Genomic DNA, 25,512 nt, shown 5'->3' with positions numbered 1-25,512 from the left:
GATGGCTCTCCAGTTGGGATGCCGCTGAGCGGCGGGTTATTTCTTCGGGATGTTGGTCTGGTAGGTGATCAGGACTCCCACCCAGCCCGCGCCAGCTTTCTCCGGCATCAGGGGCTCCATGCCGACATAGACCGGCACCTGGACGCCCACGGGGTAGTTGCGGGCCGTCTCCCGGCTCTCCAGCGCGGCCTCGACGTCGCTGACCAGGTCATCGAGGCCGGCTTGGTAGTTCTCGATCTGCGACGGCACTCGGGCGATCACGCTGACAGTCGTCAGCCGGTGCGTACTGACCTTCGCCGGGTCCGTCGCCCGCTGCTGCTTCTCGATGACAGCAGTGAGCACAGCCGTCGTGTCCTGGTCACCGGGCGTTGGCTCCAGCGTCCAGCCAGTGCCAGCGTCGGTGAGGTAGCCGTTCGCCTTGCTGATCTGCTGCAGGGTGACGCCCATTGCTTCCAACAGTTGCCGGCGGGGGCTAGGCATTGGCCACCTCCCACTGGGCAGTGGAAGCGTCAGCACGGAGCGGCTGCACCAGCTTCAACATTCGACCGCTGCCGTCGATACGGACCACAGCGCCTTTGCGGGGCGTGACCTCGCTCAGTTGCAAGGTGATGCGATCGAACGTGACCGGTACCGGGCCGGCGTCGACTTCGCCGAATTGCTGCACGCTTTCGTCCAACAGCACGGTGCAAGGCGTCTCCGTTCCGTCGTCGGCGATGAAATGAGCGGCATCGGCAACGCCTGCGGCTCCAAACGCCTTGAACGCCAGGGCGTCGAAACGCTGCATGAATTCCTTCTGATTCAAGGCAATGGCCTCGCTGTTTCCATCGCCTTCTCCAATTCGCGCTTCAGGTAGAACGGCATCAGCCGCTTCCACGTGTCTTCGGCCATGCCGAAAATGTCGTAGCGCTGTTGGTAGGCGGCGGTGTTAGTGAAGATGAAGATCGAGCGCACGGCCGAACCCCAGCCAGTGCTGATCCGCTCGTAGACGCCAGGCCGGAGGCGACCACGACGCTTGATGATCACGAAGTACTCGCCACCGGTGGGCGCGCGCGTCCTGCGCCGTTTGGCGCTCGTCTCGGTCTGGTTCTGGTGCTTGTCCCGCTGGGCACCCAGCTGCGACAGGATCTTGGTGACCTGGCCGGCGGGCACGTTGCCGTACTGGTTTGGCCGGGCGCCGCGGCCCATCACCGCGAACTGGCTCGGCGACAGCAGTCCCCTTCCCTGCAGCAACCGTTCGAATCCCTTGCGCCGACGCTGGCCACCCTCGACCTCCGCCAGCAGATACTTCGCCGGCGGCGTGCCCTTGAAGGCCTCGTCCCTGATGTAGATCTCGGCGTACGGCTTGTCCTTTGTGGCCTTGCGATAGAGCGCCGCGTTGGTGGTCAACGGGGTCGGCCGATCGAACACCCGCCCCGCCTGCACCTTCCACCGCTCCCGGATCTCGTAGGCAACTTTGTTGGCCGCCTGTGAGGCTGCGTAGGGCAGCTGCGACTTCTCCAGGTCGCTCAGCTGACGCCCGAGCGCGTTGTCGGGGTCGACCCCGATCCTGATCTGGGCCATACAACCTCCTGCCCGGCCCGCCGAAGCGGGCCAGGCACTGCTGGCTTACTTCGCGCCCGCCTTCAGGCGGATCACTGCATCCGGTCGGGTGTTGATGTTCAACGGGTTGGACTGGCTTTCCAGCTGGATGCCCTTGTTCATGCGCATCGGGGCGGTCTTGGTGTAATACGGCAGGCCGATACCGCGCACCGTTTCCAGGTAGTCCGCCGGCGCGAAACGGGTCAGGAACATATCCGGCACGCCCAGCGGGAATGCGATGGCTTCGCCATCGGCCAGGGCGAGATCGCCGCCGGTGTTGCCCTGCAGCTCTTCGAAGGTAATATCGCCGAACACGAAGCCCTTGCGGACGTCATCGCGCAGCGCAGCACCGTCCTGCCAGCGCTCGTAGGCCTTCTGCACTTCCGGGTGGTCGGTCAGGGCGTCGAAGAAGCCGGCGCTGCAGAACACGTGGATGCCGGTGTACGGGATGCCGCCGAGCTTTTCCTCGATCGCGCGCTTGATGGCCATGCACTTGGCGCGGACCTTGGTGGCATCCTTGTTCAGCTCCATGCCGATGACGGACTGAGCGACACCGAATTCTTCATAGAAGTCGATGATGACCGAACCGTCCGCATCCAGCAGCTTGCCCTGCAGGGCGCCCATGCGGTGGTATTCGATGGTGAAGTCCAGGTCGCGCTTGTGCACCGCCTGCAGCGCGTTGACCACGGCGGCAACGTTGGCGCCTTCCGGGTCGGCCGGGTCATAAACGCCCAGCAGCTGGTCAGCCATGACCGTCGAGTTCTGCGGCAGGTGGGTGGTTTCCAGCAGCTTCACCTTGCCACGCTCCAGCCCCTTGGGCTGGCCGGGCGCACCGCGCGGAACGTTCGGGACCAGCACCAGCTTGGTGCCCTTGATACCCACCTTGACGATGGTGGTACCGACCAGGCCATCTTCCTGGAACAGGCGCATGTCGGCCAGCCGCGTGGAGATGCGCGGCAGGTTGTTGATGTAGGCGTTCAGGGCGTCGAAGCTCAGCACGCCCAGAGCCAGAAGGGTCTGCAGATCCATGGTGATTTCTCTCTTGGAATGGGATACGAAAAGGCCCCGCGAAAGCGGGGCCAGGGGTCGGCGGGTGAAGAGGGAGCTGCTCGGCGGTCAGCCGCCGGCAGCGGCTGCGATGGTGATGGTGTCGCTGATGGCTTCGCCCAGGTCGGCGGCCGTCACCTTGAGGGTGTAGTCGCCCGCTGCGCTCAGCGACGCCGCATCCCAGGTGATGACGCCGCCCACGGCTGCCTTCGCACCGCCGCCGGCCAGGTTTCCGGTGCCGCTGGCCTTGGCCAGAGTGGCGCTGACGGTGCTGCCGGTGGCCAGGGCACCAAAGACGTCCTTGACGTGTACCACGATCGGGCCCAGCGCAACCCCGGCGGTGCCGGTCAGCGGTTCGGACACGAACACCAGGTGATCAGCTGCGTTCGACGCGATCGGCTGCTGGGTCCAGCGGGTGATGATTCCCGACTCGGCCAGGCTCAGCGCGGCCAGCAACTTCTGATCGTCGGTAACGCCGTCAGCCCAGACCAGCTTTTCGCCAAAGACCTCTGCATCGCGTGCGATCGCTGCACCCTTCACCGGCAGCTCGCCAGCGTTCGCACCGGTATCCACCGGGCCGTAGAGCACCTTCACTGCATCGGCACCGTTGGCGGCCACGGTATTGTCGGCCTTGAGCAGGGTGCCGGCGGCCAGCATGCCCTGCCCGGCCGGCAGACGGATCAGTTCGCGGCTGCGCTCGCCGCCCGCTTCGGACAGCAGGAATTCGCCGGTACGGGTGCCGGCCAGGGAGATTTCCATCGTCAGTTACCTCGTTGCTTGTAGATGTGGTTGGGATTCAGCTTCGCCTTGTTGTCGGCGGCGCGTTGGTCGGCCATGGAAGCCGGGTGTGCGGTGACGACCTGGGTACTGCGGCCTTCCTCCGCCTTCATCGACAGCAGCTGTGCACGCACCGTGTCGAGGTCGGTGTTCTTCTCGATGAAGCTGGCAGCGAGGGTGTCATCGCCACGCAGCGCCGCTGCACAGGCGTCCTGCACTGCGGTCGCGTACTCGATGGCGCTGGCCGCCGGTTCGCCCTCCTGCAGTGGGCGGCGCAGCAGGGCCACCGCGAGTGCCGGCGGCAGCTCACTGGTTGCAACCGCAGCTGCCAACGCAGCGGCCGGGTTCTCCACGACTGCTGCAGGCGGTGCGGGTGCGGCCTCGGGTACCAACGGCGTTGCAGCTGCCTCCGGCTCGTCGTCCGGATCCGGGCCGCCCGGCGCGGGCGGCTGTGCCGCTTCGGCCGCGCCGAGGTGCGCGATCAGGTCGTGCCAGGTGCCGAGCCGGGTAGCAAAACCAACCGCCACAGCCGCCTGGCCGCGGTAGCAGGCCGCCTCGGTGGCGCGCACCGCTTCGGCTTGCATGTCGAGGTTGCGCGCCACGGTATCGACGAACAGCGTGTACATGTCCTCCAGATCCGCCATTGCCTCTGCGTGCGCTTCCTCGCTGAGGGGGAAGTTGGGGTTGAAGTCGACCTTGCGGGCACCTGCGAAAAGCGGGGTGACCTTCAGGCCGATCTGTGCGTTGTTGCCACTCCAGTCATGGTGGAAGCGGACCACGCCCACCGACCCGACGCCGCCGGTGCGGCTGACCCAGATCTCGTCGCACGCCGAAGCGAGGGCGAATCCGGCGGAGTACGCGTGGTCATCGACCAGTGCATACATCGGCTTCCTGCCACGCGCCTCGAAGATGTGGTCGACCAGGTCAAAGCAGCCAGACGCCATGCCGCCCGGCGTGTCCAGCCGCAGGATGATGGAGGTCACCGCATCATCGTTGAGCAGTTCATCGAAGAAGTCGCGCACCGCGGCGTAGCTCACCGGACCTGGGCCGCTGGCGCCGGGCATCGGCCGGTTGACCATTGCACCGGATAGGTTGATCACACCGATCAGTTTCTGGGCGACGCCCACCGGCTGCCCGTCGGCGCCGGACACGTCGAAGCGGTCGGCCTTCAGCACGCTGTCGTCGCTGGTGACCTTCCCTTCCAGATAGCCGCCCACCAGTGCCTCGCCGATGGTCGGCTGCACCAACAACGGCTGATTGAGGACCGCGGCCGCGAGCGAGGCCACCACAGGCGCACGGCTGCCGCGACCCAGCATTCGGGCCAAGAGGCCAGGCTTACTCGTCATCGTCATTCCCTTCATCGTTGTTGGCGCCAGGGGCGCCGGGTTTGTCGTCCTGCCGGGCACCGGAGGCGTTCGTACGCCTCGGGTCGCTGTCGTAGCGAAGCCCGGCCGCGTCTGCGCGCTCGTTGTCCAGCGCCTGCTCAGCGTCGACCTGTTCGGGATCCTCGCCAGCGCCCAGCACCACCTTGCTGCGTGATTTGAAGCCCGCCCGCACAGCCTTGAGTTCGGACGTCACGTCCTGCACCGGGTGGCTCCACGGCCAACCCTCGGGCACCCACAGGGTTTCGGTCACGTCGTCGCGAAGGGCCACATACCGTGGCACCTTCAGCAGGCCGGCCAGCACCGCTTGATCAATGAAGGCGTCGCGAACCTTCTGGCAGAACATGGGGATCATGTAGAGCCACTGGTCCTGCTCGATGACACGGCGGAACTCGTTGAGGATCAGGCGCAGCGCGCGGTCGGAGACGTTGCGCAAGTCGCCGGTGAGCACCTCGTAGGGCACGTCCTGGCTGGCGCAGATCGCCAGCAGGTGACCGCGCAGGAACTCCGCATAGTCAGAGCCGGCACTGGGCGGATCGGCGAAGTCGATTTTCCGACCCGGTGGCAGCTCCTGCAGCGTGCCGGGTTCCAGGCCACCGATGGCCGTTCCATCGGCGTCCTCACCGGTGATCAGATCTCCGACGGCATCGCCCTCGTCGCCATCAGCGCTGGCATCTGATGTGATGAAGCCGGCGAACAGGTTGGCCAGCGCCTGCCGTTCCAGCACCGCGTCATCGAGGCGGTCCAGGTTGAACATGCGCAGCAGAGCCGGAGCGGAGCGTGGTACGCCCCGCATCGCACCGGCGCGGCTGGGCCGGAAGAGGTGCAGCACCTGCTCCGCAGGCACACGCACCAACTCGTTGCCGTTGACTGTCTGCTGCAGATCCCCGGGATGTTCCCGGTACATCCAGTAGGCCACGCGGCGCCCGATGCGATCGACCTCAATGCCTTGTCGAATCGCGTTTCCGTTGCTGGCCACGCCGTTGTAGTGCTGCGGGCACTGCTCCGATTCGATCAGCTGCACCTGCAGCGGCACCGGCAAACCGTCCTCGGGCCGCCGGTAGCGGAGCCGGGCGAACACCTCGCCGGCTTCGTTCCACTCGCGCCAGGACAGCGCCTGCAGGCCCTCCCAGCCCAGCACGCCGTCTGCATCAGCGTACTTGCCCCAACGGGTCCACAGCTTGGTGAGCTTCTTCTTGTGCTCCTTCGACCCCCAAACTGGCTTTGCCTGGATGCCCGTGGCGATGCCGTTGGATACGCTCTTGTTGAGCGCACTTACCATCCACGGGTCATTGCGGGCCAGATGCCGTGCCCGGGCCAGCAATGTGGACAGGCCCATCAATGCGGCATTGGGCCCGAGCGAGGTCGGCCGGAAAGTGCGCAGACGTCGGCCACTGCCGGCGGCGCGGTAAGGGCCTTCGGCGATATCAGACATTTCCGGTCCCCGACTGGTAGAGACGCACGATGCGGCGACGCCGTGTCGCGCCTGATGCTTGGCCAATCTCGTCCCGCATCTGCTTCAGCAGCCGCCGCATCGAGTCCAGGCTTTGGTAGGTCACAGTTCGGTCGGCGTAGCGGACGCTCAGGACGCCCGCCGAGATAGCTGCCTCCAGCTTCGCGACCTGTTCTTTGGTAAATGCCATATCAGCGTCCCAGGTACTTGCTTCGGATGACGCGGCGGGTTCGCGTGCGCGGCGTTGGCGCCGGCGCGACGTCGTCTGCCCTCACGTCTGGGTTGTCGTCCCACGGCGCGGCCCATGCCGGCGGCGCGGTCCAGTTGATGGCCGGAACCTTCAGCCACAACGCCATGCCTTCGGCATAGCCGCACAGGTCGAAGGCTTCGTTGCGGCGCTTGGCCAAGTTTTCCCAGCCTCTTGCCGTCCTCGATTCGGCCGTCAGCTCCGCGTAGAACGCCTCGGGCAGCCAGTCGGGAAAGTGGTAGTAGCCCGGCCCGGGCTCGGCCCGCTTGATGTTGGCGTCCACCGTGTCCTTCAGTCGGTCCACGTTGAGCAGCAACTGCGGCACATCGCCCTTCGACCCTGATTTGCGGTCCCGGCGCTTGCTGCTGTCCGGGAAGGTCTCCCGGAACAGCCCACCCTCGCGTCGCGCGTCGCCCTTGATCAGCCTGACCCTGGCGTACAGCTTCCTGGCCTTGAGCGAACGCCAGAACTCCAGCGCGCGCACCGAAGTGCCCGACTTGCCGCCCCAGTCGATACCCACTGCATGCACCGGCATGCTGCGGCCGGTGGCATCGTCCAGCGGGTAGCGCCGGCTGATGACCTTTTCGACCAGGCGTTCCCAGTCTTCCAGGTACTTCGGAGGGTCCAGTGGCAGGAAGCCGCCCGAACCGTCCTCCCGCTTGGAGGTGCGCAGGGTGAAGGAATCGACCACCCAGCGCTCCAGTTGCCCGGATTCCCCGATGCCGAAGCCCAGCACCAGCACGACGAACCGGTTGGCCTGGACGTCGACCTCACCGAGCAGGAAACGCACGCCCGCCGGCACAGCACCCGCAGGCCAGACCTCGGCCCGCTCCTGCATCTCGTTCGGATCACTGGCAGAGCGCGCTGCCATCGGCACGTAGTTGATCGCGCCGTCGACGTTATGCGTCGTCTTCAGCGGCCGCTCTTCACCGGTGGTGGCGAACGTCCGCAGCGCCTGGAAGTAGCGCTCGATCAGCGATTCCCAAGACTGGTAGGCGGCTGCAACACCACCCAGCCAGTAGCTGGCGATGCGCGCTTCCGGCCTTTCACCGGTGACCGTTCCGTCGGCGTGCACGACCTGGCCCTCCGCAGCCCACACGCCGCTGCGGTTCATCCCGTCCTTCCACCGGTGCTGCAGGCCCACACCGCAGTGCGGACAGTGCAGCAGCGAGTAGTGCCGCGCCATCTTCTGCACGTCGTCCAGCACGACCCGTTCGAGCAGTTCCTCCATCGGCGGTAACGCGAAGCCGTCATAGCCTGGCGCTGCCTGAAACCGCTCGCCGCACTCCGGGCATGGCCAGTACCAGCGTCGGCGGTCGCCGCGCGCGTACAGTGCCGCGATGCCGGCCGCCGGCGGGCCTTGGTGTGGGTGCAGAGGCTTCCACGCACCGTCGGCGTAGTCGGTTGCCGGGCTCGATTCGGCCACCACCATGCCGGCTGACATGTAGGTCTGCGTGCGCTTCAGGCCAAGGCCGAAGCATTCGTCGATGGTCAGGTCGCCGGTGTAGTTGTCCACGTCCGTCATCAGAACGTCGTGGATGTCCTTGCCCGACAGCACCGACACCGAGGGCCAGCCCATGCGCAGCGACATTCCCGACCGGAAGAACTTCAGCAGGATGTTGTCGTCGTGGGCACGTGGGCTCAGTCGGGAGCGTAGCTCCGGACTGGCGGCAATGCTGCGGGCGATACGGGTCTTGCTGTAGTCCTCGGCCGCATCCTTGGACATCTGCACAACCATGGCGTCGGCCGGGTTGCAGGTGATCAAGTAGGCCAGGCGCGCATCGATCAGCGAGATGGTCTTGCCCGATCGCGCCGGCCCGACGAACACCACTGCCTCGTATTGGCGGCTGCCGGTCGTATCCAGCGGCTCGACCATGTAGGGCGTCGTGTGCGGATCCCAGGAACCGGCGGCGCCGGCGGCATTGGCCACCTGCAGCACCCGCGCACCCTCGCTCACCCTGATTCGGCGCGGTGGCCGGATCATCTCGGCAACGCCTTGGCGCACGCTACGCGCTGTTGCGTACGTCGTCATCGGTGATGCCCTCGTACATGGATTGCCGGACGCGATCGCATTCGTCCTGGACCTTAACTACCTGCTCTGGTGTGAGCCCTGCCTTGCGCTCGAGCACGTCAGGCAGCGTGTCGAAGAACTGCACGACCTTCTTCACCAGCTCTGCGTAGTCGGCCTCGACCTCTGCCGCCGGCACCAGCTGCCCGATGGTCGACTCGACCTTCAGGCGCTCGTTCTCCGACTGGTAGTAGGCGCGGCGCTCCATCGGCGGCAGGTCACGCGGATCCACCACGCCCTCTGCGCCGAACACCGCGGCGCCCGGATTCACCAGCGCCGGTGCTGCATCGGCCAAGCGATAGACGTCGTGCCCGGCGCGCTTTGCCAGCGGTGGTACACCGGCCTCCTTCAGCCGCTTGCTGGCGGTTCGGCGGTCCATCCCGAACTCATCCGCCAGCCTGGCCACGGACCAGCCTTTGGTGAATTCGTGGATGTCAGCCATGTCCTACCCGATGTACAGCCTATTCAGGCCAGAAAGTGCGGTTTCTCCCGGCAAAAACCGCCAAAAGTGCGGCCTGTGGTGGAGCACCCTAGAGGCCGAAATACTGTCTTTGACCGGGGTCCGAATTCCCCCCGGTGGCTCTGGCTGAGCCCAGGGGCCCCGCCCGTTCAGCTTTTTGTGGATAACCTGTGGACATTCAGCCTTCCCGTTCAGTTTCGCATTCACATTCTCTTCCGTGAATCCATCCCGTGAAACATTACAGGTCAGTCGAATGCGACGCCGTTGCATCCGCCGCAGGCTTCCCCTGCACCTGGTCGATGGCGTCGAACTGCGCCTCGTACTGCAACAGGCATCGCTTCCTGCCATTGCTGACGTCGAACACAGCGGACGGCGGCGCCTCGCGCACCCACTGGCAGCGCTTGCGCAGCTTGGCGTCGATGGGCACATAGGTGGCCACCGGAACCTTGATGACGGCTGCCGGCGGCGGGTTCGGCTTCGCAGGCGCGGCTTGGCACGCGGCCAGAAGCGCAGCGGTAGCAACCACGATGACGCGCATGTCAGTACCCCTTCAGCGCCGGGCAGGCGGAATCAAGCAGCTCCAGGGCTGCCTTGCAGGTGTCTGGCCGTTGTTCGTAGCGACCGCGCCAGGTGGAGGCCTCCTTCTCAGATGCCTCAATCTTTCCGGCCAAGTCCTGCAACGCTGCGGCACTCTCCGCCTTGAGGGCTTCCAGCTTCTCCGCTTCAGACCTCAACGCGGTGGCGACTTCGGCCAGGCGCTGATCCCGGGTGTCCACGTCTGCCTGCAGTCGGGCGGCATCAGCCTGCCAGTCGGCCCGGACCTTGATCACTTGGGCGCTCAGGTCGCGGATCTTCTGCTCCTTCTCCCAAGCGGTCAGCCCGGATACCATGCAGCCAAAGGCCAGCACGGCGCACACCAGCTTCACCTTGCTGCCGGGCCTACTCAGCCACTGCAGTGCGTCGGCAGCGGCACCTACGATCAGCGTCCACAGCGCGCGAAAGAACCGAATCAGGACGTTCATGGTTTGTCGCCTCCGATGGCGCCGGTGGCTCGCTCCACCATGCGCACGTAGCCGGGCAGCAGCCGGCGGATCAGGACGCCGGACAGGCCGGCCAAGGGCAGCTGCGGTGCACCCGCCAGTGCTGGCCAGATGGATGCCGCAACGGCAATGACCCAGGCGGCCACGATGGCGTAAGCCACGACCGCCACAGCCAGGGCAGCCCAGCGCGCGGCTGTCTGCAGGAGGCGGTGCCCCCGGCGGCGACTGGCATCGGCGGCAACCCGCTCTGCGTCCTTCTCCGGCAGCAGAAGCACGCCAATCAAGGCGCCAGCCATTGCCACCATCAGCACGGACTGCGGAACGCCGAGGATCACCCGCTCCGCCTCACGCAGCGCATCGGCTGTCGCAGGCGCCACAACGGCCGCGGTGAACGTCCCAACGATGGTTTTCAGGGTGCTCACGGGCTCGGTCACGGCGCCACCGTTCCACCAGCCCTGCGATATACCCCAAGCAGGTCAGCCAGCCTGTGCTCGGGCTGGCCGTAGCCTGCACCAGGGAGACTCGCCCAGATGTTCCGGACACGACCGATGGCCTCCTCGATCTTCCCAGCCTGGATCAGCGGCAGCGCGCGCCGCTCGCGGATCAGCTGGATTGCCCACATGTCCTGCGATAGAGGGCCAAAGTCCGGAAGCTTCAGCAGCGACCGGTAATGGGCGTAGTCCTTCAGCATGAACTGGTAGCGGCCAGACGCGTTCGAGGTCAGGCCTTTGCTGTTGATGCTCTTGGACCTCCGGCCATGCGAGAAGGGATGCACTGAGTAGTCGGCAAACACCTCCGGCACGCGATCGGCGCCAGTAACGATAACGTCATAGCCACCGTCCTTGGTCGCCGGGCTGGTGCTGGTGCCTTCAGACCAGGCCAGCATGTCCAGGAAGGCCACGACGTTGGTGCCGCCGGCCTGTTGAGCGGTGATCTTGGCCATCACTGGTTCCTGCAGAAAGGTGCCCGCCCCGCTGCCGGCTAGGCGCGAGGGTTGATCCGGACGGGGGATGCGGGCGTAAATTAAGGCGCTGGAAAGCACCTGGTTACTCCCGACAGCAAGGTCAGGAAGAAATGCTGAAAATTTTTGTTGATACGTGCGTATGGCGCCATTGGCTTTCGTGGATAGAAGGCCTATTCAGCGACACATCGACTCACTCTGTAGATGCCATCGCATTCGACGACGTGCTAACGGCCATCAGCAATGGCAACGTCCAAGCCCAACTTCTGTACGACGAGCGAGTAGTACTTGAGCTGGGGGAGAGGCGTGCTGCAGAGATCAAAACGCGAACCGAAGGCCACTCAGCCCGAGTCCCTATTCCGCTCACGCGAGCTGATGGCTCGTTCAAGGCTGATGAAAGCGTTCTTTGCGGAGGCATCTACGGCGGGAGCTTGGACGTTTTGCTCACAGCGGATGGCGTTGATCATGAACGCTTGCTCCATGAAGCCGCCGTACGTGCACAGTCAGCTGGCTCGTTTCTCTACGAGGAGAAGATACGGAAAAAGGAATTTGATGTGGAGCATCTAGAGGCGTCGCTGGAAGCACATGCAGACTACTTCGTAACCACTGATGTAAAAACGATCATCCTTGCGATTCAGCGACTGTCCGACAGGCTTCCAAACAATCAGGCTCTTCAGTCGGTCAGAAGAACTCTGCGCCTACCAACGCAACTGAGAGAGGAACTCGTCTCGTCTGCATCTGGTTTGAAGTCCTCCTGAAACAACGAACCGCAGGTAACTGGACCTCCCGAGTCCAGGCCTGCGGCCGTTGTTCCGTGAGCTGCTTACTACCTCGCCCACGGTACATACTTTGCACAACTTCTGGTTCCCGATGCAACTGCGGTAAGGTTCCTTACCGCAGTCGGTCGAATGCGGTAAGTTTCGCGGCGACTGCGGTAATCTTTGTGAATCCAGCCAGCTACTGTTGCTCGCCGCCTTCCCGGCCCGTTGTCCGCTTTCCAGTACCAGGCGACTTCCCTGCATTGGATTCGCCACCCTCCGAAGTTTCAGGTGATTCTTCAGGTATCGGAGATGTCAGTCCGTCAGCACCCGAGACAGTCTTTCGCTTTCGAGACGCGGCCCGATCTCGCAACACGTCGAGCGACTTGATCACCGCATCGACGAGCTCAACCGTCCTCTGAATGGCTAGGCCACTGACCATTCCATGCGATGCCGTATTTATGAGTTTGGACGCAGTGATCACTGCGTCTGCCTGTTTCTCGTCAAGCGCCCCTTCGCGCACCAGATTATCAACTGTAGCCTCGGTCGATGTAGCGAATACTCCGAACTCCGTAGCGAGCCGCGCCAATGCTCTATAAAGAAGCCGCCGAGCCGACTCAAGAGGGACTTTAGAATCGGCTTCTGGGTAGAGCGAAAAGTAGTCATGCAATGGATTTCGCAATTCGAATCCACGTCTATACATCTTGGGTGGGGACGGCGGCCACTCCGATGAGTCAAAAACAATTGGTGCAAAAACTGAGGGCTCCGTTCTCGGCGCCGGCTGGTGCCCGCCCTCTGCTGCGTTCCTTTGTGATGCCTCTTTCCTCTCCTCATCAGCCGTGACAACCGGAATCACCTCTTCGGTATCGATATCCGAAGGAGTTTCCTCACCGACTTCAGGAAGTTCCGGATCATCAACGCCGCTTTCTTCAGGCTTCGGAAGACCTGCGTCCTCCACCTTCTTGGCGGCTCGCTCGACGTCCTGAAGCTCTAACTTTCCTAGTCCTGCAACTTCAACCGACTTCACGATTGATCGTAGCCAAGGAAGAACAGCCAGTACGATTAGCGCGAGCGAAATCGCGTCAATTTTGAATGCGTCTGGAAACAGCGCCCTGAGAACGACAGTCGCCAATGCTCCAACTGTGATGGCGATAGCTGCCCACTGTAGATCGCGAAGCCATAGCCCGAACTTCCTGAATTTCCACTTGTCCATCGCGACCGCTTCCTGTGTTCCCCAACTGTAGATGGTCCCACACATTCAGGCGGCCTAGAACCGCCCAGCTATCGTGAGAACAATCTCCGACTAAAATCCCTTCTTCCAGCGTCGACAGCGTGGTCGAGAGTGGATTTGGCAAGGCGGTACACCCGCAGATAGTCCGCCTTCCGCATCTTCGCAGCTCTCGCTGCCGCGTGCGACGGAGCTTTCCGTTCGGGCCATACCAGATCGTTCACGGCGTCCTGCAGCACCAGGCGTAGCCGCCAACGGTCGGCAGGATCATCCAAGCGCAGTGGCCCTGCGTCGCCGAATGCGCGGCACATGCGGAACACCCGACGAGCTGCGCTCCGCCCCAACAGCACGAGCGCCTGCCCTTCAGATCGCAGAGCCACAGCGGTTGCCGCCTGTTTTGCAACAGGATCTCGCATCATCCCCACAGCGCCCGCCACATCTGCCGCAGAGAGCATCGCGGCCGTGCTGCGGCCCTGCGTCGGTATCCGGAAGCTGCCACCAACAACCATGCGGGCGATCAGCTCGAGCGGGTCGCGCTCCTCGACCTTTTTGGCGCGCGCTGTCGCTACCGGCGGGACCGGCCGTACCTCTGCCGGGAGTCCACGAACGGCCAAGGACGCTGGCCGGCGCAACCAGTCTTCAGCAGCCAGCCGCTGCGCGTCGGCACCGACGAACAGCGCGCCATAGGCACCACAGCGCTGGCAGACCACCTGAGCGCTACATACCCCACCACGGGAATGCCGCACGCGATTGCGGACGCCCCCGCTGCCACAGTTGCCGCAGCCGGCCATGCTGCTGTCCAGTTCCAGCCCCATGTTCAAGCCACCTCACCGTCTTGCACGAAGACAGAGCGCCCATCGCGCCAGACGTCCCAGACACTGCCATCCACGCGGCAGCGGACCGGGCCGGGCTTCTCGGCCAGGTACAGGTAGTGGGCGGCCTCATCCAGGCTGGCAAAGTCGCGGATCATCGGGAGTGCTCCATGTTCGTCACGTTGTTGGGTTGCAGGGGCGCGCCCTGCTGCTGAAGGAACTGCAGCGCCAGCGCGCGCAGCTGGTTCTCGCCGACGTCCAGCCGCTCCACCAGGTGCTCACCGGGGCTGCGCACGCCCTCGATCTGCTCCCGTTTGACGCCGAGAACGTCAGAAACGACCGGGTCGCTCCCGCTGTCGGAGAGCAGGAAGTACGCCATGACCGGCTCCGTCTGGCCGTCGCGGTGCACGCGGCCAATGCACTGCTCGTGGACGCCCGGTGACCAGTCCAGCTCGCCGAACACCGCGGTGCTGCACACATGCTGCAGCCCGTCGATGCCAGCACCAGAGCGGAGGCTGATCAGCATCACCTGGCTGTCGCCCGTGATGAATGCCTCCTTCGCCGCCTGTTTCTGAGTGGGCGATTCGCTGCCGGTGTACATGACCGGGTTGTAGGCGGCCAGCTTCTCCTGCCAGATGCTGTAGACCTCCCGGTGCCAGCCGAACAGCAACACCTTCTGGCCGCTCTCCAGCAGCAGCCTGACGAACTCGGCCACGTAGGGCGCCTTGGCCACGCCCGTCGCCTGGCGCAGCAGACGGTCGAACTCGCCGGCGGCCTGCATCTTCTCGCCGCGGTACTGTTCGTTGGCCCGCAGGATGATCCGTGCCAGCGCCGCTGCGTCGCCGGTGATGGCGTCCAGGGCCTTGGCGTCGGCCTCCACCTCGTGCGGGATCTTCGACAGCGCCGGCAGCTCCCGCCCCACTTCCTTGCGGGTGCGGCGCAGCATGATCCCCTGGCGCCTCAGGTACTGGCCGAACTGCTCAGCGTCCTGCAGCTTGGCCTTCTCCCCGGGCGCGGAGATGCACCACTCCCGGAGGAACTCGTCATAGGTGCCCAGGCAGCCGGGCAGCAGCGGGTCGACCACATGGAAGAACTCGCACCCGTAGTTGTAGATCGGAGTGGCGGTCAGGCCCATGCGCAGCCGTGCCCGGCTGGCCAGGTGGCGGCAGGCGCTGTGGATGCTGCTGTCTGGGCTGCGCAGCTGCTGGCATTCCTCGAACACCACGTACTGTGCGATCTCCCCGAGCGTCTCGGCCCAGCCCCGGAGCTTGTGGTAGCTGACCAGGATCACGTCCGGCAGCGAGTCCCATAGATCCTTGATCCGCTGCTTCGGCTGCCGCACGAGTGGGTACGGCGTGCTCTTCCTGATGTGGTGCACGCGCAGCTGCGGCGCGAACTCGGCCAGCTTCTCCGGCCAGTGGTTCGGCAGCGCCGCCGGGTACACCACCACCGCCGGTAGGTTACCCGGTACCGCCATCGGGCAGATGCCGGTGACCGTTTTGCCAAGGCCCAGATCGTCAGCCAGCAGTAGCCCGCCGCGGATTGCCAACTGCGCTCCCGCCACGCGCTGATACTCGCGCGGGGGCCTCGCCAATGCGAACTCCGGAACCTGGACGCGCCCAGCCACCAGCTCGGCCAGGCTGCGCTCCATTTCCACGTGCTGGTCGGCCAGCTGCTGAAGCGTGCGCCCCGTGGCGTCGTCCATCGAGAGCGGGTAGCGCTGCGTGAACCACTGCAGCTCCCGGCTGTTCTCTGGCGTCGCCGACAGGTCGATATGTTCTGCGGCGTGCTGGCGCACCCGGGGAAACACGCGCTTCATGCGCGCACGCACCTGCGGCTCGCAGACCACCCGCCAGGTACTGCGGTCGGCGCTGTACAGGAGGGTTCCATAAGTCGTCTGCATCACAGTGCCTGCCTCTTCAGGCGAATAATGTTGAAGGGCTTGCCCTGCCAAGCCGGCCGGGCCACCAGCGGGCGGTCCCCCCAGCGTTCGGTGGTGGCCAGCAGCACCCCGCGCACCTGTGGCAGGTTGATGTAGCGCCCGACCTGCCGCAGCGCATCGGCGAGCGAGCCGGCCACCTTCACCTCGATCACAAGGCCATCCAGCCAGAAGTCAGCGCGGTTACTGGCGTCCAGCCGGTGCTCGCGCACGTGCGCATGGCCAGCCTGGTCCAGAACGGTGGCCATCACCTCGTGCAGCTGGACTTCAGACCCGTAGCGATACCCGAACCCGGCCAGCAGCCGGCCAATGCCCTTGAGCTGCAGCTGTTCTTCCATCGCAGTACCCGGCTTCATCGGTGCCACTTCCCGCCGCGTGACGATTGCGCCGCCCATCACGGCACCTCCGGGCGAGCGGCGAGCATGGCCGTCCATATCTCCCCAAAGGATCCGTCGTCGGCCAAAGTCGCCCAGGCGGCTTTCGCCATCGAACTCGACAGACCCACCGGCACCAGCACGTAGCCCTCGGGCGGAGTGCTGGCGGCAGAAATGGCGTTGATCGCGGCCTGATCGTTCCTGTCGAGGTCAGCACCGCAACCAACGTGATGGGCGTCCTCATGCAACCCGAGCTTTCGCAGCTCGGCGTCCAGCAGCGCCCGCGACCGCTTCTCGATGGCGTCCATCAGGCCACCTCCGCAGCCAGCTGCAGCCCGGTCGCCGCGTCGGCCTGCGCCCAGGTCATCTGGTCCCGGTCGATGCTCTCGGCCAGTCGCGACAGCCCCTTCGCGGTCACCAGCACCTGCTCGTGCACGCGATCCGGCTCCCCCTCCCGCCGCTGCACGCTGGCTTTGTGCGTCAGCACGCCCTGCTGCAGGCGGGTCTGGTACGCCAGCCAGTTCTTGCTGCCGGCGCGGCGGTAGATCCAGCCGTGCTCGGCCAGCCAGGCGAACAGCTGGCGCGGCTGCACCTGCAGCATCTTGGCCGCGGTGCTGATGTTGAAGGCGCCGTCGGCCTGGGTCAGGCGCAGCAACGCGCGGACCTGCGGCTCCTGGTACTGCACGCGCGCCTCGAGGATCTCGGCCTTCTCGCTGTAGGACAGCAGCAGCGCGCGCAGCGTCGCCGGGTCGGTCAACGCCTGCATCGGGTCAGGTGCAGGCGACCCGGCCACCAGCGCGTCATAGGCGCGAATCACCTGCAGGCTGAAGCTGGGGCTGATCCACATGGCGTAGGCATAGACCAGCTCGCGCACCACGTAACTGCCGCCGTAGCGGCCGGCTACCGAGTGCACCGGGTAAACCCGGGATTCCCCGGAGTTGACCAGTTCGGCCACCAGTTCCTCGGTCTGCTTCAGGCGCTGCCAGTCGCTGGGCTGGTGCCGCTTGGCGCCGCCGGCGGCCTGGTGCAGATCGTTCAGGCAGAACCTGCCCACATCGTCGCGGCGCACGCTGGCGCCGCCAATCATCATCGCGTTCAAGAGAACACCTCCGTTTTCCAGCCGCCGCCGGGGGCGCGCTGGACTGCCAGGAATCGGAACGGGTACATCTCGGCGGCCACCTTCACCTTCACGCGGGCGTCTTCCTCCCAGAATCCCTTCACCTCGTGGGCCTCCAGGTCGCCGGCGGCCGTCATCACGAAGAAGTCGATGGTGAGGTGGGTCTTCTCGGCCAACTTCAGCTTCACGGACTCGAACCGGAACCAAGCAATCTCGCCGGCGGCCAGCTGCAGCGCCAGGTGCGCGGCGTAGGCCTCTTCGGTCTTGTTCATCTCGCCGGGAACATGGCGGGGCCGGCCACGCGCGACCTTGCCGGCGGCGTTGCCGCTTCCGGCAGGCTGGCCCGCCGTCGGCGGCCGATACGCGCGTGGCGCGGTCGGCGCCAGTGCAGCGGCGGCTGTACTTGCCTGCACCAGGCGACGCATGCCCTCCGGCATGTCCTGCGTGGTGGCGTAGCGCAGTGAGCGGCTGGATGTCTTCTTCGGCGGCATCAGGTAGATGCCTCCGCAGCGCCCCACACGCGCATCGCGCGCTGCCGGAATGCATCGAACTCGTGCCGGGCGCGCTGTTGCGCGGCCTGGTGCTCCCGGTCCATCTGCTCGAGCATGCAGTCGAACTCGACGTTGAGCAGGCCCATCAGCTGCTCCATCGACAGGCCGCCACGGGTGCGGTGGGTCGGTGCCGGTGCCAGCTGCGGCATGGCCAGCTGCTGCTGCCCCGAGGGCGGGAGCGGCATGCAGTCCACCCGGCCGGCGTCGGTTACCGCCCAGGTGGCTTCCGGCCGACCGTGCCGGGCGCTGTCGCGGTTTTCGCAGCGGCGTACCAGGCCATCGCGGTCCAGCTCTCGCAGCAGGCCGGCGGCGGCGGCCGTGGTCAGCAACATGGCCTCGCGTGGTGCCCCCACCTCCAGTGCAGCGTTCCCCATCAGCTCCAGCGCTTCAGCTGCGGTGCTGTCACCGTGGATCCCGAGGCAGAACAGCATCAGGTGCCGCTGGTAGATGCGGATTTCAGCCGGCTCCATGCGCGCCTCCAAACCCCAGCTCGGCAGCAGCGAGCGCCATAGCGCTGCGCGCGGCATCGCGATCGCGCACCACCTGCGGCTCGTGCTTGGGAGCAGGCAGCGCTGCCGCCGGTGCAGGTACGGCGCCGCCGTCCATGACGTGCTTCACCGCCCGCTCGTAGGCGTTGGCCAACATGCGCTGCTGCAGCGCTCCGCTCTCGGCAGTGCGGTAGGCGTGCAGGTCCAGCATGGACCGCACCAGCACGGTGAAACCGCTGTGGGCCTGCCCCGGCCGCATCTGACCGTCGACCTCCGCCAGCGCCGGCACGCCTAGGCACATGGCACGGAACTGGCCGGGGTTCGGCGGCCACTGCAGCGCGCTGCGCAGGCAGTTGGCCAACCCCTCAGCCACCTGCCGCGGGGTGATTCCGGACATCACCTGGAACCACAGTTCACCGGCGGTGGTTAGGTTGCCAGCGTTGTTCACCGGCGCTGCGCCGTTCTCCCGCACCCACTTGCCTGGGAACATGCCGGCCATGCGCTCCCACACGGTCCACAGGGCGCTCACCGCGCGCTGGTCCGGGTCAGTGCTGGACGCATTGGAATTCGCCTTCGATGACGTCGCCGCCTGATCCGCCAAAGCCGCCAGCTGCCGCGCGCTGTTCGTGGAGTCGCCGCTGCTCGGCAACGTGCTCGGCAGAACCGAGTTGAGGGTTTGCATTGGGGCCTCCGGTGTTGGTGGTGTTCGTCGGCGTTGCGCCGGCGGCTTTTCGGCTTCGAGCGGTCTGGATTGCCCAGGGGAATGGCTTGGCGACAGGCGGTGAACGGCTCAGTCCCTCGGCGGCGGTGTCGGCCAGCTCCTGCGGGGTCACGCCTTCGGCCAGCGCCGCCAGGAGATCGGGATGGCTGGGGTTGGTCGAATGGCACCCGGCCTGCCGCATCAGCAGGCACGCATGCCCTGCGTCGGTCACACCGCTCAGAGATCCTTGAGCGTGCTGTGATGTATCTGGAGTAGAAGAAGTGGGGTCTGGGGTCTGGTTACCCGTGTTCACACCTGTGTTCACACCCCCTGTCACGCGTGACGCACCGTGACTTGTCACGCGTGACAACTTATCCAGTGTCACGTCCTCGTCGCCGGTGACGTGCGTGACGTGCAATGCCTTCAGCTCCGCCATGGTGGCCATGCCGCTCGGCACGACACCGACGTTACGGAGGTCCTCAAAGAGCATCGTGCGGCGTGCGCGGGTCCGCGCCTGCCGCTCAGCCTCGGCGTTCTTCCTCTCCTCCCTACGACCCTGCCCTTCCGCAATTCGCCCTTGGGCGGTGGCAATCTGTTCGTCGCAACGTTTGCTATGCCGCAGCCCGTCCTCGGCCACAGGGAAGTAGCGCTCGGCGACCTTCTTGACCGCTGCCTTGTCGGCCGCACTGATGGCACCGGCGATGACATACAGCTCCGCCAGGCTCTCTGGCAATGCTTCCTCTTCCGAGTAGTAAGCCAACATCAGCTTGAAGTAGACACCGTGGTCCGTCAGGCACAGCCGCGTGGTGTCCTTGAGGTAGTCGCCGGGGTACATCTCAAAGTAGATCACGCACCTACCCCCGCACCGCGCAGCAGCGGCGCCATCGCTACCGGCTCTGAGTCAACACCTGGACACGGATTGCGGGGCACGTCAGGCATGCACAGTGCGTCGGCCAGCATGCGTCGCCAGCGAAAGGCCGTGGCACGGCTGACGTTGAATCGATTCTGCACCTGCTGGACTGTCGGGAAGAACGCACAGCAGGTGCTCGCCCAGAGCACAAAGCCCATGATGATCTGCGTCTGGCACTGACCGTCCTGGGCCGCCTTGCGGCGGTGATCCGGTGCGCGCGATGGCGTCTCAGTGAAACCAGTCACGCGCTGGGGACCGCAAACAGTCCCGAGGCTCGCGATGGGGCTCATACAGCACCATCCGGGGCATCAGCCTGCCGTGCTGCGTCCTGCAGCGCGCGGAACATCGATCCGCGCAGGACCTGTGCTGTGGGAATGCGGCGGCACGCGGCTGCGGGGTCGTGAAGGTCAAGGAGTGCGCTGTACCAACGGTAGGCGGTGGCGCGGGAAAGGTTGAAGCGCTGCTGCAGCACTTCGATTTTTAGCGGCGCGGGCTGCTCCTTCGCCCATAGCACCACCTCTACCATCGGCAGCAGCGGCACTACCGCGGCGGGGATACGGCGGCCGGCACCTTCGAATTCGCTGACGACCGTAATGGCCCAGCTCACCATCGCTGACGTGCTCATGCAGCGCCCCCTACGACAGCGCGCGGCGCAAGCTCGTGCAGGTGGCAGGTGACATACCGCTTGGCGGTGATCAGCTCCGCTTCCAACTGCCCAATCTCGTCCAGCGCGCGCCGCAGCTCGGGGATGTCCTTCGGGCAGATGCGGCCGTCGGCCAGGATGTTGGTCAGCGCCTCAAGCGTGTGGCCAAACTCAACCGACAGGCGGGCAACGGCCAAGACGCCGGCGTGCGGCTCCATCATGGGGATCCGGGCGCCGAGGAAGCCGTAGCGCCGGGCCAGCTCGCGCGCGCAGGCATCGCGCCACTGCGGCGGAAGCGCGCGGACCCACGACTCTTCCAGGTCGACCGGCATTTTGACTGTGCCATTGCGGATACGGGCGATGATCTGGCCGTTGGCCTTCAACGCCTTCTCGGTGCTGTCGGCGTCGACGCCGACATGGAACTGCAGGATGCGCTCGCCCGGAGCCACGTCCGCCATGTACTGCTCGGCGATCGACTGGGCCAGGCTGGAGTCGGTGTGGGCGCTGTTGCGAATGGCATCCGTCGTGTGGCGGAACACCACCGCTGAGCGGGGCTCGTGGAACTGAGGATCAGGCTTCATTTACGCACCTCGGGAGGCGATGCAAAGTGATCGCCATGGACAGGACGACCAACACTTCGATTTGGGGCGCCGCACTCCCCGCGCTAAGCTCTATGTGCCAACAACACAGCACGCAGGGAGTGCGACATGAAAAGCGATCAGGTGTACAAGATTCCGCTGGAGCCAAATGCCGGCAAAAAGAACACCATCAACAACCTCAACGGCCGGGACGTAGACGTCACGGTCCACTTCAACTCAGGCTCGTCGGTAACCTTCCCTCTCTTGGCCAATGCCTCGTTCTCGTTTGTGACCGAGGGAGACGTCACAGAGATCGATATGGTCGTTCGGCCGCCGTTGACCGGGCCCGCCGCCATCGGCTGACTCAAGTGCGTAACGGCCTTCGGCAAGCTTTTTGATCCGCCAACCAGGTGGCGCCGAACGCGATGGGCGAGGATGTTGAGGGGGCATGATCAAGCCCCCTCCACTGGGACGATGCGGCCGGCGTCGGGGTCAGTGGACGCAGCTTCGGGTGGATCGAAAATGTCGGGGCGCAACTCGCTTCGGGAAACTTGTCCCCCGCTCTGCTCATCGAGCCGCCGCGCAAGCGCGCCATCGAACCGCGTCCGCTTACTCAGAGCCTTTCGCAGATAGCCAATCGTCGTCCCAGCCTTGACGGCGAACGCCGCCTGATCGTCTGGCGCCAAGGTGCCGAGGTAGGTGCGAAGTGTGTCCATACCAAAACAATACCTCCGGGTAAGCATCGATTCAATACCCGCAGGGAATTTACTTGCAGGTAATCAATCCTTGGAATAGCGGCATGGACAAGTACGAAGCGCGCCGAACGGCGCTGAAAAGGCTGGTAGATGCCCTGGGTAGAGGCGGAATAGCCAAGATCTCCGCGAAGGTCGGCAAGGACGCGAGCTATGTGTCGCGGATGCTTTACGAGCCGGGGAAGGCTGGCGGAAAGCGCATCGGAGAGGATGTGTGGGCCGAATTGACCCTCGCCTACCCCGACTATTTCGATCAGAACGCCTCTCCTCCAATCTTCTCAGTGCCTGAGACGCCTCCGGGATACGTTCGCTTCCAGCTTTTGGAGGGAGCAGCAGGCATGGGTATTGGGGTGGTCAACCAGGACTATCCAGAAGTCATGCGGGTCATGGAAGTCGCTGAGTGGGAAGTGCGCCGGAAGCTCGGCTTTCTGCCCCGGGCAGGTCGGATCCAGATCATCACAGGACGAGGGCCGTCGATGCGGCCCAAGATCGAAGACGGCGACATTGTGTGGATAGACACCGCCTGTGACTACTTCGATGGCGATGACTACTACTTGATCAGCTACAACGGGGAGACCCAAATCAAGATGCTTCAGAAGCGTGTGGACGGCATGTACGTCGTAAGCGCCAATCCTGAATTTAAAGAATGGCGTTGCGATGTGGACGACCTGAACATCCGTGGAAAGGCGCTGGTACATGCAGGCTTCCGACGCTTCTAGCTGCCACTTGGCGGCACCATCTGCGTACATGATTGACAAGGAAACACCAAAATGAAGCTGCCAATCTCCCTCATCGCCATGCTAGCCATTGCCCCGGTCGTGCAAGCCAAGCCTCTAAAGGACGATGCGTTCTTTCAGGCTGCACGCAGGGCAAGCTTCTACTGTGAGCTTGCGTCAAGCGATCTTGCATTCGCGAAGCAGTACAGCGGTCGATCCCTAGATGCAGACCGGCAAAAGATCGTTGATTGTTTGACTGAGGCGCGAGAGAACCTGCTTTCCTCGCTTAAGGCCATCCCTGCGACAAATGGTTCCAACGAGCTAAGGGAGGCTGCCAAACGGGTGTACTCAACTTGGGATCCGTACAGCACTTTCCTCGTGCGTGGCGTGACCTCGCGAGAAGTTGAGCGCTCCCCCGCAGTCCAGGAGTACCGCCAGGCCCTGGCTTCCTATCAGACCGAAGTCGAACTCGCTGATTGATCCACCAAAAAGTTACCTCCAGGTATTGACGTAAAGAATACCTACAGGTAATACTCTCTCCGTGCCCGACTTCTCGGGCAACGGAGAGAGTTCATGCCCCTGACCAAAAGCACCAAGCGAACGGCCCGCATCGGGCTCGCCGTGATCGCCTGTTTCGCCCTCCTGGCCTTGGTTGGCTGGGCCGCTCCCTCGGACGCACCCGCCAACGAGCGCGCCACCGACACCCCGCGCGACCTGGTGATCACCAGCCCCCGCATCTGCGCTGCACTGGCGGTGTACGAATTGGCCACGGCCGACGATTGGGGCCTGCGCGCCACCATCGCCCACACGACCCTCAATGCCTTCAGCGAGGCGCAGCGCGTCCCGGACTGCGCCGCCGGTGTCACCACGGCCCTGAGCAACGATTTCCAGCCTGCACGCTGGCAGCTGGCCCTCGATGCCGTTGACGCAGTGCAATCCGGCTCCTACCAGGTGTCCATCGAGGGATGCGTCCGGGCCAATGCGGTTGTCCCCCTGTCGACCGCAGACGGCAAAGAGCCGAGCACCTCCCCCGTGCTGGCCCGGGCGCAGTGCGTGATGAGCGGCCTGGCATTTGTCGAGGTGGCACCGTGATCACCGGCATTCAGATCGAGCCGCGCGCGGCAATGATCGGCAGCCAGCGCCTGCCGCTCAGCCCTACTGAGGCAAAAGTCCTGGAGCTGATCTTGGCCGCAGGCGATACACCGATCAGTCGCTTGCAGATCGAGCAGCAGATCTACGGTGCCTCCGGGCGGAAGTCGAACACCATCGAGGTGGCGATCTGCCGCCTGCGCGGCAAGATCGCAGCGCACGGTTACAGAATCCTCGCCACTCGCGGACGCGGCTACACGGTCTCCAAGGGTGGTGCGGCATGAGAGCTCCGGCCATCAAGCTGCCCGCACCGGAACTCACGCCGGACCAGCGCGCGGCCTTGGAGCGCGCGAAGCGCCCCCGCCGACATCCCTACCGCGTGTATTGCACGCACCAGGCGAGCGCGCAGCGTCAGCGCGAGGCGGAAGAACAGCGACAGCGCGTCGCGCCGAACCTGCACAGGTTGGTGCGCTGATGGACGGCCTGCATCCAATCGGCGGCGGCCTAGACGCGGTGATCGTCAGCACGGCCACACCGACGCCCGAAGAGAGGCTGCAGAGGTACGCGGCGGCAGTTGCTACCCACCCGTGCCGCTGGTTCTCGCTCCGCGTCCAGTTTGGCCAGATCCTGCAGCGCTCGCTCAAGAAGGGCATCCGGGTGGGCTACGCGGCGTGGCAACGGCAGATGCCGGCTCTCTGGCCACGCACACAACTCCGCTGACGCTTCGCCGGCGGCATCCATGGACCTCCGCAACCAGCTCGACATCTTCGACCACGACCCAGCCCGCCTGGCCAAGGCCAACCGCGTTGCGGCCGAGAACGCCCTGACCGATCCGTTCTTCTCCCAGAAGGTCCGACAGGACCGTCACGACTACTACATCGCCGAAGCCGAACGCCTTGAGCGCTTGGCAGCCATGGCCGAGGAGCCGGCCACCACCGCAGCCTGAGATCTCCCGAATGAAACAGCCTCAGCCCAGCGACGCCAAACCTCCAACACCGATTCCCGATAGCGCGATTGAAGCGTGCTGCGCCTCCGATGACCCGCTAGGCTTTGGAAACCCTCTTGTAGTCGGAGGCAAGGTTAAGAAAGAGCTGTGTTGCCCTACGGGCATCCTTCGCCCACTCGTCACGAAGCGTAGCGTCACTGTGTGCGGCAGCATCGCCGTTGACCAGCCTTTTGGACTGACGAACAACGTACTCAGCGAGCGACGTGGCGTTGGCGAGCAGCAGCGCGTCATCATCTTCCAGCTGGTGCCCTGTTCCTTTGATGGCCTCCATGGCAGCCGTGACCCTTTGGATCTCGTACTCGATGTTCGGAAGGATGAGTTGAGTGTCGGGACGAATCACCGATCCGAGGGATGTGACCGCGGCTTGAGCTTCATGGACGTGGGGGTAAAGCGCGATCTTCGATCGCAATGCGTCGTGCTTGGCTTTGCGCCGGCGCGCTTGGGTCTCTTTGAGTGCAAGAGCAAGGGCAAGCCCACTTGCTGCCGCGGTGGCGATGGCAGCCCAAGCATCCCAGTCGATTACACAAGATCGGCTGAGCAACCAGCACTGGCTCACTCCATCAATGATGCTCATCCCGCACTCCATCGGTGGTGTGGCCGGCATTCTGCCACGGCTCGAATGCGCCTGGTGACTACCAATGGCTAGCCAGCCGCTCACCGCTGCACCGACGCGCGCCGTCTCCAGCGCGCGGTTCATCACTTCACGCGGCAACAGCATCCTAGCGGCTCGATTTCAGTGCCTGCTGGACTGCGGTCACATCGTCATCCGACCAGGTGAGCACGTCCGCGGCACGAGGTTCTCCCTGCGTGCCCCATTCACCGCCCCATGCAACCAATG

The 25,512-nt window shown here is 64.7% G+C and carries 38 protein-coding genes; 9 read left to right on the top strand and 29 right to left on the bottom strand.

What is annotated here, in order from left to right; translation table 11 throughout:
• Window positions 1-36 precede the first annotated feature (36 nt).
• The 14 genes from ARC63_RS10090 to ARC63_RS10025 form a co-directional block, all read right to left on the bottom strand.
• The gene (locus ARC63_RS10090) at window positions 37-447 is read right to left on the bottom strand and encodes a hypothetical protein (RefSeq protein WP_082587837.1); all 411 of its coding nucleotides are present in this window, start codon (window positions 445-447) and stop codon (window positions 37-39) included.
• A gap of 25 nt (window positions 448-472) precedes the next feature.
• Entirely contained in the window at window positions 473-784 is a 312-nt protein-coding gene (locus tag ARC63_RS10085; protein WP_057503230.1) for a hypothetical protein, read from the bottom strand.
• 14 nt (window positions 785-798) lie between these two features.
• A complete protein-coding gene (locus tag ARC63_RS10080; protein ID WP_057503178.1) occupies window positions 799-1,560 on the bottom strand; it encodes a hypothetical protein in 762 nt (253 codons plus the stop codon).
• 45 nt (window positions 1,561-1,605) lie between these two features.
• Window positions 1,606-2,607: a major capsid protein gene (locus ARC63_RS10075; RefSeq protein ID WP_057503177.1), complete on the bottom strand. Its 1,002-nt coding sequence runs from the start codon at window positions 2,605-2,607 to the stop codon at window positions 1,606-1,608.
• An 87-nt stretch (window positions 2,608-2,694) separates the two neighbouring features.
• Window positions 2,695-3,384: a head decoration protein gene (locus ARC63_RS10070; protein ID WP_057503176.1), complete on the bottom strand. Its 690-nt coding sequence runs from the start codon at window positions 3,382-3,384 to the stop codon at window positions 2,695-2,697.
• A gap of 2 nt (window positions 3,385-3,386) precedes the next feature.
• Complete coding sequence (locus ARC63_RS10065) at window positions 3,387-4,748, bottom strand: S49 family peptidase (protein ID WP_057503175.1); 1,362 nt, start codon at window positions 4,746-4,748, stop codon at window positions 3,387-3,389.
• Window positions 4,738-6,219: a phage portal protein gene (locus tag ARC63_RS10060; RefSeq protein ID WP_057503174.1), complete on the bottom strand. Its 1,482-nt coding sequence runs from the start codon at window positions 6,217-6,219 to the stop codon at window positions 4,738-4,740. The genes ARC63_RS10065 and ARC63_RS10060 overlap by 11 nt, the downstream gene beginning before the upstream one ends.
• A complete protein-coding gene (locus tag ARC63_RS10055; protein ID WP_057503173.1) occupies window positions 6,212-6,427 on the bottom strand; it encodes a phage head-tail joining protein in 216 nt (71 codons plus the stop codon). The genes ARC63_RS10060 and ARC63_RS10055 overlap by 8 nt, the downstream gene beginning before the upstream one ends.
• A 1-nt stretch (window position 6,428) precedes the next feature.
• The gene (locus ARC63_RS10050; protein ID WP_231298618.1) at window positions 6,429-8,441 is read right to left on the bottom strand and encodes a terminase gpA endonuclease subunit; all 2,013 of its coding nucleotides are present in this window, start codon (window positions 8,439-8,441) and stop codon (window positions 6,429-6,431) included.
• A 49-nt stretch (window positions 8,442-8,490) separates the two neighbouring features.
• On the bottom strand, window positions 8,491-8,994 hold the full coding sequence (locus ARC63_RS10045; RefSeq protein ID WP_057503171.1) for a DUF1441 family protein: 504 nt from the start codon (window positions 8,992-8,994) through the stop codon (window positions 8,491-8,493).
• Window positions 8,995-9,250: 256 nt separating this feature from the next.
• The gene (locus ARC63_RS10040) at window positions 9,251-9,550 is read right to left on the bottom strand and encodes a hypothetical protein (protein ID WP_057503170.1); all 300 of its coding nucleotides are present in this window, start codon (window positions 9,548-9,550) and stop codon (window positions 9,251-9,253) included.
• A 1-nt stretch (window position 9,551) separates the two neighbouring features.
• A complete protein-coding gene (locus ARC63_RS10035; RefSeq protein ID WP_057503169.1) occupies window positions 9,552-10,034 on the bottom strand; it encodes a hypothetical protein in 483 nt (160 codons plus the stop codon).
• Window positions 10,031-10,474, bottom strand: coding sequence for a hypothetical protein (locus ARC63_RS10030; protein WP_231298616.1), 444 nt, complete (start codon window positions 10,472-10,474; stop codon window positions 10,031-10,033). The genes ARC63_RS10035 and ARC63_RS10030 overlap by 4 nt, the downstream gene beginning before the upstream one ends.
• Before the next feature lie 8 nt (window positions 10,475-10,482).
• Complete coding sequence (locus ARC63_RS10025) at window positions 10,483-10,995, bottom strand: glycoside hydrolase family 24 protein (RefSeq protein WP_057503167.1); 513 nt, start codon at window positions 10,993-10,995, stop codon at window positions 10,483-10,485.
• 131 nt (window positions 10,996-11,126) lie between these two features.
• Here ARC63_RS10025 and ARC63_RS10020 point away from each other — a divergent pair, with 131 nt between their 5' ends.
• Complete coding sequence (locus ARC63_RS10020) at window positions 11,127-11,771, top strand: hypothetical protein (RefSeq protein ID WP_057503166.1); 645 nt, start codon at window positions 11,127-11,129, stop codon at window positions 11,769-11,771.
• A 199-nt stretch (window positions 11,772-11,970) separates the two neighbouring features.
• On the opposite strand, the gene ARC63_RS23195 is transcribed toward ARC63_RS10020, so the two are convergent.
• From ARC63_RS23195 to ARC63_RS09960, 14 genes are all read right to left on the bottom strand, one after another.
• Window positions 11,971-12,984 carry a hypothetical protein gene (locus ARC63_RS23195; protein ID WP_139042401.1) on the bottom strand — a complete coding sequence of 338 codons (1,014 nt, stop codon included), beginning with the start codon at window positions 12,982-12,984 and terminating at the stop codon, window positions 11,971-11,973.
• 68 nt (window positions 12,985-13,052) lie between these two features.
• Complete coding sequence (locus ARC63_RS10015) at window positions 13,053-13,814, bottom strand: hypothetical protein (protein ID WP_057503165.1); 762 nt, start codon at window positions 13,812-13,814, stop codon at window positions 13,053-13,055.
• Window positions 13,815-13,816: 2 nt separating this feature from the next.
• The gene (locus ARC63_RS23430) at window positions 13,817-13,969 is read right to left on the bottom strand and encodes a hypothetical protein (protein WP_158003727.1); all 153 of its coding nucleotides are present in this window, start codon (window positions 13,967-13,969) and stop codon (window positions 13,817-13,819) included.
• On the bottom strand, window positions 13,966-15,630 hold the full coding sequence (locus ARC63_RS10010; RefSeq protein ID WP_231298615.1) for an SNF2-related protein: 1,665 nt from the start codon (window positions 15,628-15,630) through the stop codon (window positions 13,966-13,968). The genes ARC63_RS23430 and ARC63_RS10010 overlap by 4 nt, the downstream gene beginning before the upstream one ends.
• Window positions 15,631-15,713: 83 nt before the next feature.
• Entirely contained in the window at window positions 15,714-16,145 is a 432-nt protein-coding gene (locus ARC63_RS10005; protein ID WP_231298614.1) for a hypothetical protein, read from the bottom strand.
• Window positions 16,145-16,432: a hypothetical protein gene (locus ARC63_RS10000; RefSeq protein ID WP_057503163.1), complete on the bottom strand. Its 288-nt coding sequence runs from the start codon at window positions 16,430-16,432 to the stop codon at window positions 16,145-16,147. The genes ARC63_RS10005 and ARC63_RS10000 overlap by 1 nt, the downstream gene beginning before the upstream one ends.
• Window positions 16,432-17,214, bottom strand: coding sequence for a phage antirepressor KilAC domain-containing protein (locus ARC63_RS09995; RefSeq protein ID WP_057503162.1), 783 nt, complete (start codon window positions 17,212-17,214; stop codon window positions 16,432-16,434). The genes ARC63_RS10000 and ARC63_RS09995 overlap by 1 nt, the downstream gene beginning before the upstream one ends.
• A 5-nt stretch (window positions 17,215-17,219) precedes the next feature.
• Window positions 17,220-17,732: a hypothetical protein gene (locus ARC63_RS23660; RefSeq protein ID WP_231298613.1), complete on the bottom strand. Its 513-nt coding sequence runs from the start codon at window positions 17,730-17,732 to the stop codon at window positions 17,220-17,222.
• A complete protein-coding gene (locus tag ARC63_RS09985) occupies window positions 17,732-18,262 on the bottom strand; it encodes a hypothetical protein (protein WP_057503161.1) in 531 nt (176 codons plus the stop codon). Before ARC63_RS09985 ends, ARC63_RS23660 begins: the two co-directional genes overlap by 1 nt.
• Complete coding sequence (locus ARC63_RS09980) at window positions 18,249-18,809, bottom strand: hypothetical protein (protein WP_231298612.1); 561 nt, start codon at window positions 18,807-18,809, stop codon at window positions 18,249-18,251. The genes ARC63_RS09985 and ARC63_RS09980 overlap by 14 nt, the downstream gene beginning before the upstream one ends.
• Window positions 18,810-18,825: 16 nt before the next feature.
• Window positions 18,826-19,830, bottom strand: a complete 1,005-nt coding sequence (locus ARC63_RS09975) for a YdaU family protein (protein ID WP_057503160.1) — start codon at window positions 19,828-19,830, stop codon at window positions 18,826-18,828.
• The gene (locus ARC63_RS09970; protein WP_057503159.1) at window positions 19,827-20,180 is read right to left on the bottom strand and encodes a hypothetical protein; all 354 of its coding nucleotides are present in this window, start codon (window positions 20,178-20,180) and stop codon (window positions 19,827-19,829) included. The genes ARC63_RS09975 and ARC63_RS09970 overlap by 4 nt, the downstream gene beginning before the upstream one ends.
• Window positions 20,177-20,515: a hypothetical protein gene (locus ARC63_RS09965; RefSeq protein WP_139042400.1), complete on the bottom strand. Its 339-nt coding sequence runs from the start codon at window positions 20,513-20,515 to the stop codon at window positions 20,177-20,179. The genes ARC63_RS09970 and ARC63_RS09965 overlap by 4 nt, the downstream gene beginning before the upstream one ends.
• Entirely contained in the window at window positions 20,512-21,075 is a 564-nt protein-coding gene (locus tag ARC63_RS09960; protein WP_082587835.1) for a hypothetical protein, read from the bottom strand. Before ARC63_RS09960 ends, ARC63_RS09965 begins: the two co-directional genes overlap by 4 nt.
• A gap of 165 nt (window positions 21,076-21,240) precedes the next feature.
• Here ARC63_RS09960 and ARC63_RS09955 point away from each other — a divergent pair, with 165 nt between their 5' ends.
• From ARC63_RS09955 to ARC63_RS09920, 8 genes are all read left to right on the top strand, one after another.
• On the top strand, window positions 21,241-21,474 hold the full coding sequence (locus ARC63_RS09955; protein ID WP_057503156.1) for a hypothetical protein: 234 nt from the start codon (window positions 21,241-21,243) through the stop codon (window positions 21,472-21,474).
• Between the two features lie 436 nt (window positions 21,475-21,910).
• Window positions 21,911-22,582 carry a S24 family peptidase gene (locus tag ARC63_RS09945; protein ID WP_057503154.1) on the top strand — a complete coding sequence of 224 codons (672 nt, stop codon included), beginning with the start codon at window positions 21,911-21,913 and terminating at the stop codon, window positions 22,580-22,582.
• A gap of 51 nt (window positions 22,583-22,633) precedes the next feature.
• Entirely contained in the window at window positions 22,634-23,059 is a 426-nt protein-coding gene (locus ARC63_RS09940) for a hypothetical protein (RefSeq protein ID WP_057503153.1), read from the top strand.
• Window positions 23,060-23,152: 93 nt separating this feature from the next.
• Complete coding sequence (locus ARC63_RS09935; RefSeq protein WP_231298611.1) at window positions 23,153-23,671, top strand: hypothetical protein; 519 nt, start codon at window positions 23,153-23,155, stop codon at window positions 23,669-23,671.
• On the top strand, window positions 23,668-23,952 hold the full coding sequence (locus ARC63_RS09930) for a winged helix-turn-helix domain-containing protein (protein ID WP_057503152.1): 285 nt from the start codon (window positions 23,668-23,670) through the stop codon (window positions 23,950-23,952). The genes ARC63_RS09935 and ARC63_RS09930 overlap by 4 nt, the downstream gene beginning before the upstream one ends.
• Window positions 23,949-24,143 carry a hypothetical protein gene (locus ARC63_RS23425; RefSeq protein WP_158003726.1) on the top strand — a complete coding sequence of 65 codons (195 nt, stop codon included), beginning with the start codon at window positions 23,949-23,951 and terminating at the stop codon, window positions 24,141-24,143. The genes ARC63_RS09930 and ARC63_RS23425 overlap by 4 nt, the downstream gene beginning before the upstream one ends.
• A complete protein-coding gene (locus tag ARC63_RS09925; RefSeq protein WP_057503151.1) occupies window positions 24,143-24,388 on the top strand; it encodes a hypothetical protein in 246 nt (81 codons plus the stop codon). The genes ARC63_RS23425 and ARC63_RS09925 overlap by 1 nt, the downstream gene beginning before the upstream one ends.
• Window positions 24,389-24,407: 19 nt before the next feature.
• Complete coding sequence (locus tag ARC63_RS09920) at window positions 24,408-24,614, top strand: hypothetical protein (protein ID WP_057503150.1); 207 nt, start codon at window positions 24,408-24,410, stop codon at window positions 24,612-24,614.
• Between the two features lie 97 nt (window positions 24,615-24,711).
• Here the strand turns inward: ARC63_RS09920 and ARC63_RS09915 are convergent, their stop codons facing one another.
• Window positions 24,712-25,392 (bottom strand): hypothetical protein, encoded by a 681-nt coding sequence (locus ARC63_RS09915; RefSeq protein WP_139042399.1) that lies wholly within the window; start codon window positions 25,390-25,392, stop codon window positions 24,712-24,714.
• Window positions 25,393-25,512: the final 120 nt, after the last annotated feature.

Source organism: Stenotrophomonas geniculata ATCC 19374 = JCM 13324 (assembly GCF_001431625.1).
In the GTDB taxonomy this organism is placed as follows: Bacteria; Pseudomonadota; Gammaproteobacteria; order Xanthomonadales; family Xanthomonadaceae; genus Stenotrophomonas; species Stenotrophomonas geniculata.
This window is presented reverse-complemented; position numbering and strand designations above follow the sequence as displayed.

Coding starts and splice junctions, on each gene's coding strand:
- ARC63_RS10065 (WP_057503175.1), bottom strand. CDS start 4,748: ATGACGAGTAAGCCTGGCCTCTTGGCCCGAATGCTGGGTCGCGGCAGC.
- ARC63_RS09955 (WP_057503156.1), top strand. CDS start 21,241: ATGAAAAGCGATCAGGTGTACAAGATTCCGCTGGAGCCAAATGCCGGC.
- ARC63_RS10035 (WP_057503169.1), bottom strand. CDS start 10,034: ATGAACGTCCTGATTCGGTTCTTTCGCGCGCTGTGGACGCTGATCGTA.
- ARC63_RS23660 (WP_231298613.1), bottom strand. CDS start 17,732: ATGCCGCCGAAGAAGACATCCAGCCGCTCACTGCGCTACGCCACCACG.
- ARC63_RS10015 (WP_057503165.1), bottom strand. CDS start 13,814: ATGGGGCTGGAACTGGACAGCAGCATGGCCGGCTGCGGCAACTGTGGC.
- ARC63_RS10010 (WP_231298615.1), bottom strand. CDS start 15,630: ATGAAGCGCGTGTTTCCCCGGGTGCGCCAGCACGCCGCAGAACATATC.
- ARC63_RS09925 (WP_057503151.1), top strand. CDS start 24,143: ATGGACGGCCTGCATCCAATCGGCGGCGGCCTAGACGCGGTGATCGTC.
- ARC63_RS09985 (WP_057503161.1), bottom strand. CDS start 18,262: ATGGAGCCGGCTGAAATCCGCATCTACCAGCGGCACCTGATGCTGTTC.
- ARC63_RS09970 (WP_057503159.1), bottom strand. CDS start 20,180: ATGAGCCCCATCGCGAGCCTCGGGACTGTTTGCGGTCCCCAGCGCGTG.
- ARC63_RS10060 (WP_057503174.1), bottom strand. CDS start 6,219: ATGTCTGATATCGCCGAAGGCCCTTACCGCGCCGCCGGCAGTGGCCGA.
- ARC63_RS09935 (WP_231298611.1), top strand. CDS start 23,153: ATGCCCCTGACCAAAAGCACCAAGCGAACGGCCCGCATCGGGCTCGCC.
- ARC63_RS10020 (WP_057503166.1), top strand. CDS start 11,127: ATGCTGAAAATTTTTGTTGATACGTGCGTATGGCGCCATTGGCTTTCG.
- ARC63_RS09995 (WP_057503162.1), bottom strand. CDS start 17,214: ATGATGATTGGCGGCGCCAGCGTGCGCCGCGACGATGTGGGCAGGTTC.
- ARC63_RS10090 (WP_082587837.1), bottom strand. CDS start 447: ATGGGCGTCACCCTGCAGCAGATCAGCAAGGCGAACGGCTACCTCACC.
- ARC63_RS09940 (WP_057503153.1), top strand. CDS start 22,634: ATGAAGCTGCCAATCTCCCTCATCGCCATGCTAGCCATTGCCCCGGTC.
- ARC63_RS09945 (WP_057503154.1), top strand. CDS start 21,911: ATGGACAAGTACGAAGCGCGCCGAACGGCGCTGAAAAGGCTGGTAGAT.
- ARC63_RS10070 (WP_057503176.1), bottom strand. CDS start 3,384: ATGGAAATCTCCCTGGCCGGCACCCGTACCGGCGAATTCCTGCTGTCC.
- ARC63_RS10075 (WP_057503177.1), bottom strand. CDS start 2,607: ATGGATCTGCAGACCCTTCTGGCTCTGGGCGTGCTGAGCTTCGACGCC.
- ARC63_RS09920 (WP_057503150.1), top strand. CDS start 24,408: ATGGACCTCCGCAACCAGCTCGACATCTTCGACCACGACCCAGCCCGC.
- ARC63_RS09965 (WP_139042400.1), bottom strand. CDS start 20,515: ATGAGCACGTCAGCGATGGTGAGCTGGGCCATTACGGTCGTCAGCGAA.
- ARC63_RS10055 (WP_057503173.1), bottom strand. CDS start 6,427: ATGGCATTTACCAAAGAACAGGTCGCGAAGCTGGAGGCAGCTATCTCG.
- ARC63_RS10045 (WP_057503171.1), bottom strand. CDS start 8,994: ATGGCTGACATCCACGAATTCACCAAAGGCTGGTCCGTGGCCAGGCTG.
- ARC63_RS10000 (WP_057503163.1), bottom strand. CDS start 16,432: ATGGACGCCATCGAGAAGCGGTCGCGGGCGCTGCTGGACGCCGAGCTG.
- ARC63_RS10025 (WP_057503167.1), bottom strand. CDS start 10,995: ATGGCCAAGATCACCGCTCAACAGGCCGGCGGCACCAACGTCGTGGCC.
- ARC63_RS10085 (WP_057503230.1), bottom strand. CDS start 784: ATGCAGCGTTTCGACGCCCTGGCGTTCAAGGCGTTTGGAGCCGCAGGC.
- ARC63_RS10080 (WP_057503178.1), bottom strand. CDS start 1,560: ATGGCCCAGATCAGGATCGGGGTCGACCCCGACAACGCGCTCGGGCGT.
- ARC63_RS23195 (WP_139042401.1), bottom strand. CDS start 12,984: ATGGACAAGTGGAAATTCAGGAAGTTCGGGCTATGGCTTCGCGATCTA.
- ARC63_RS10005 (WP_231298614.1), bottom strand. CDS start 16,145: ATGGGCGGCGCAATCGTCACGCGGCGGGAAGTGGCACCGATGAAGCCG.
- ARC63_RS23430 (WP_158003727.1), bottom strand. CDS start 13,969: ATGATCCGCGACTTTGCCAGCCTGGATGAGGCCGCCCACTACCTGTAC.
- ARC63_RS09915 (WP_139042399.1), bottom strand. CDS start 25,392: ATGCTGTTGCCGCGTGAAGTGATGAACCGCGCGCTGGAGACGGCGCGC.
- ARC63_RS23425 (WP_158003726.1), top strand. CDS start 23,949: ATGAGAGCTCCGGCCATCAAGCTGCCCGCACCGGAACTCACGCCGGAC.
- ARC63_RS10040 (WP_057503170.1), bottom strand. CDS start 9,550: ATGCGCGTCATCGTGGTTGCTACCGCTGCGCTTCTGGCCGCGTGCCAA.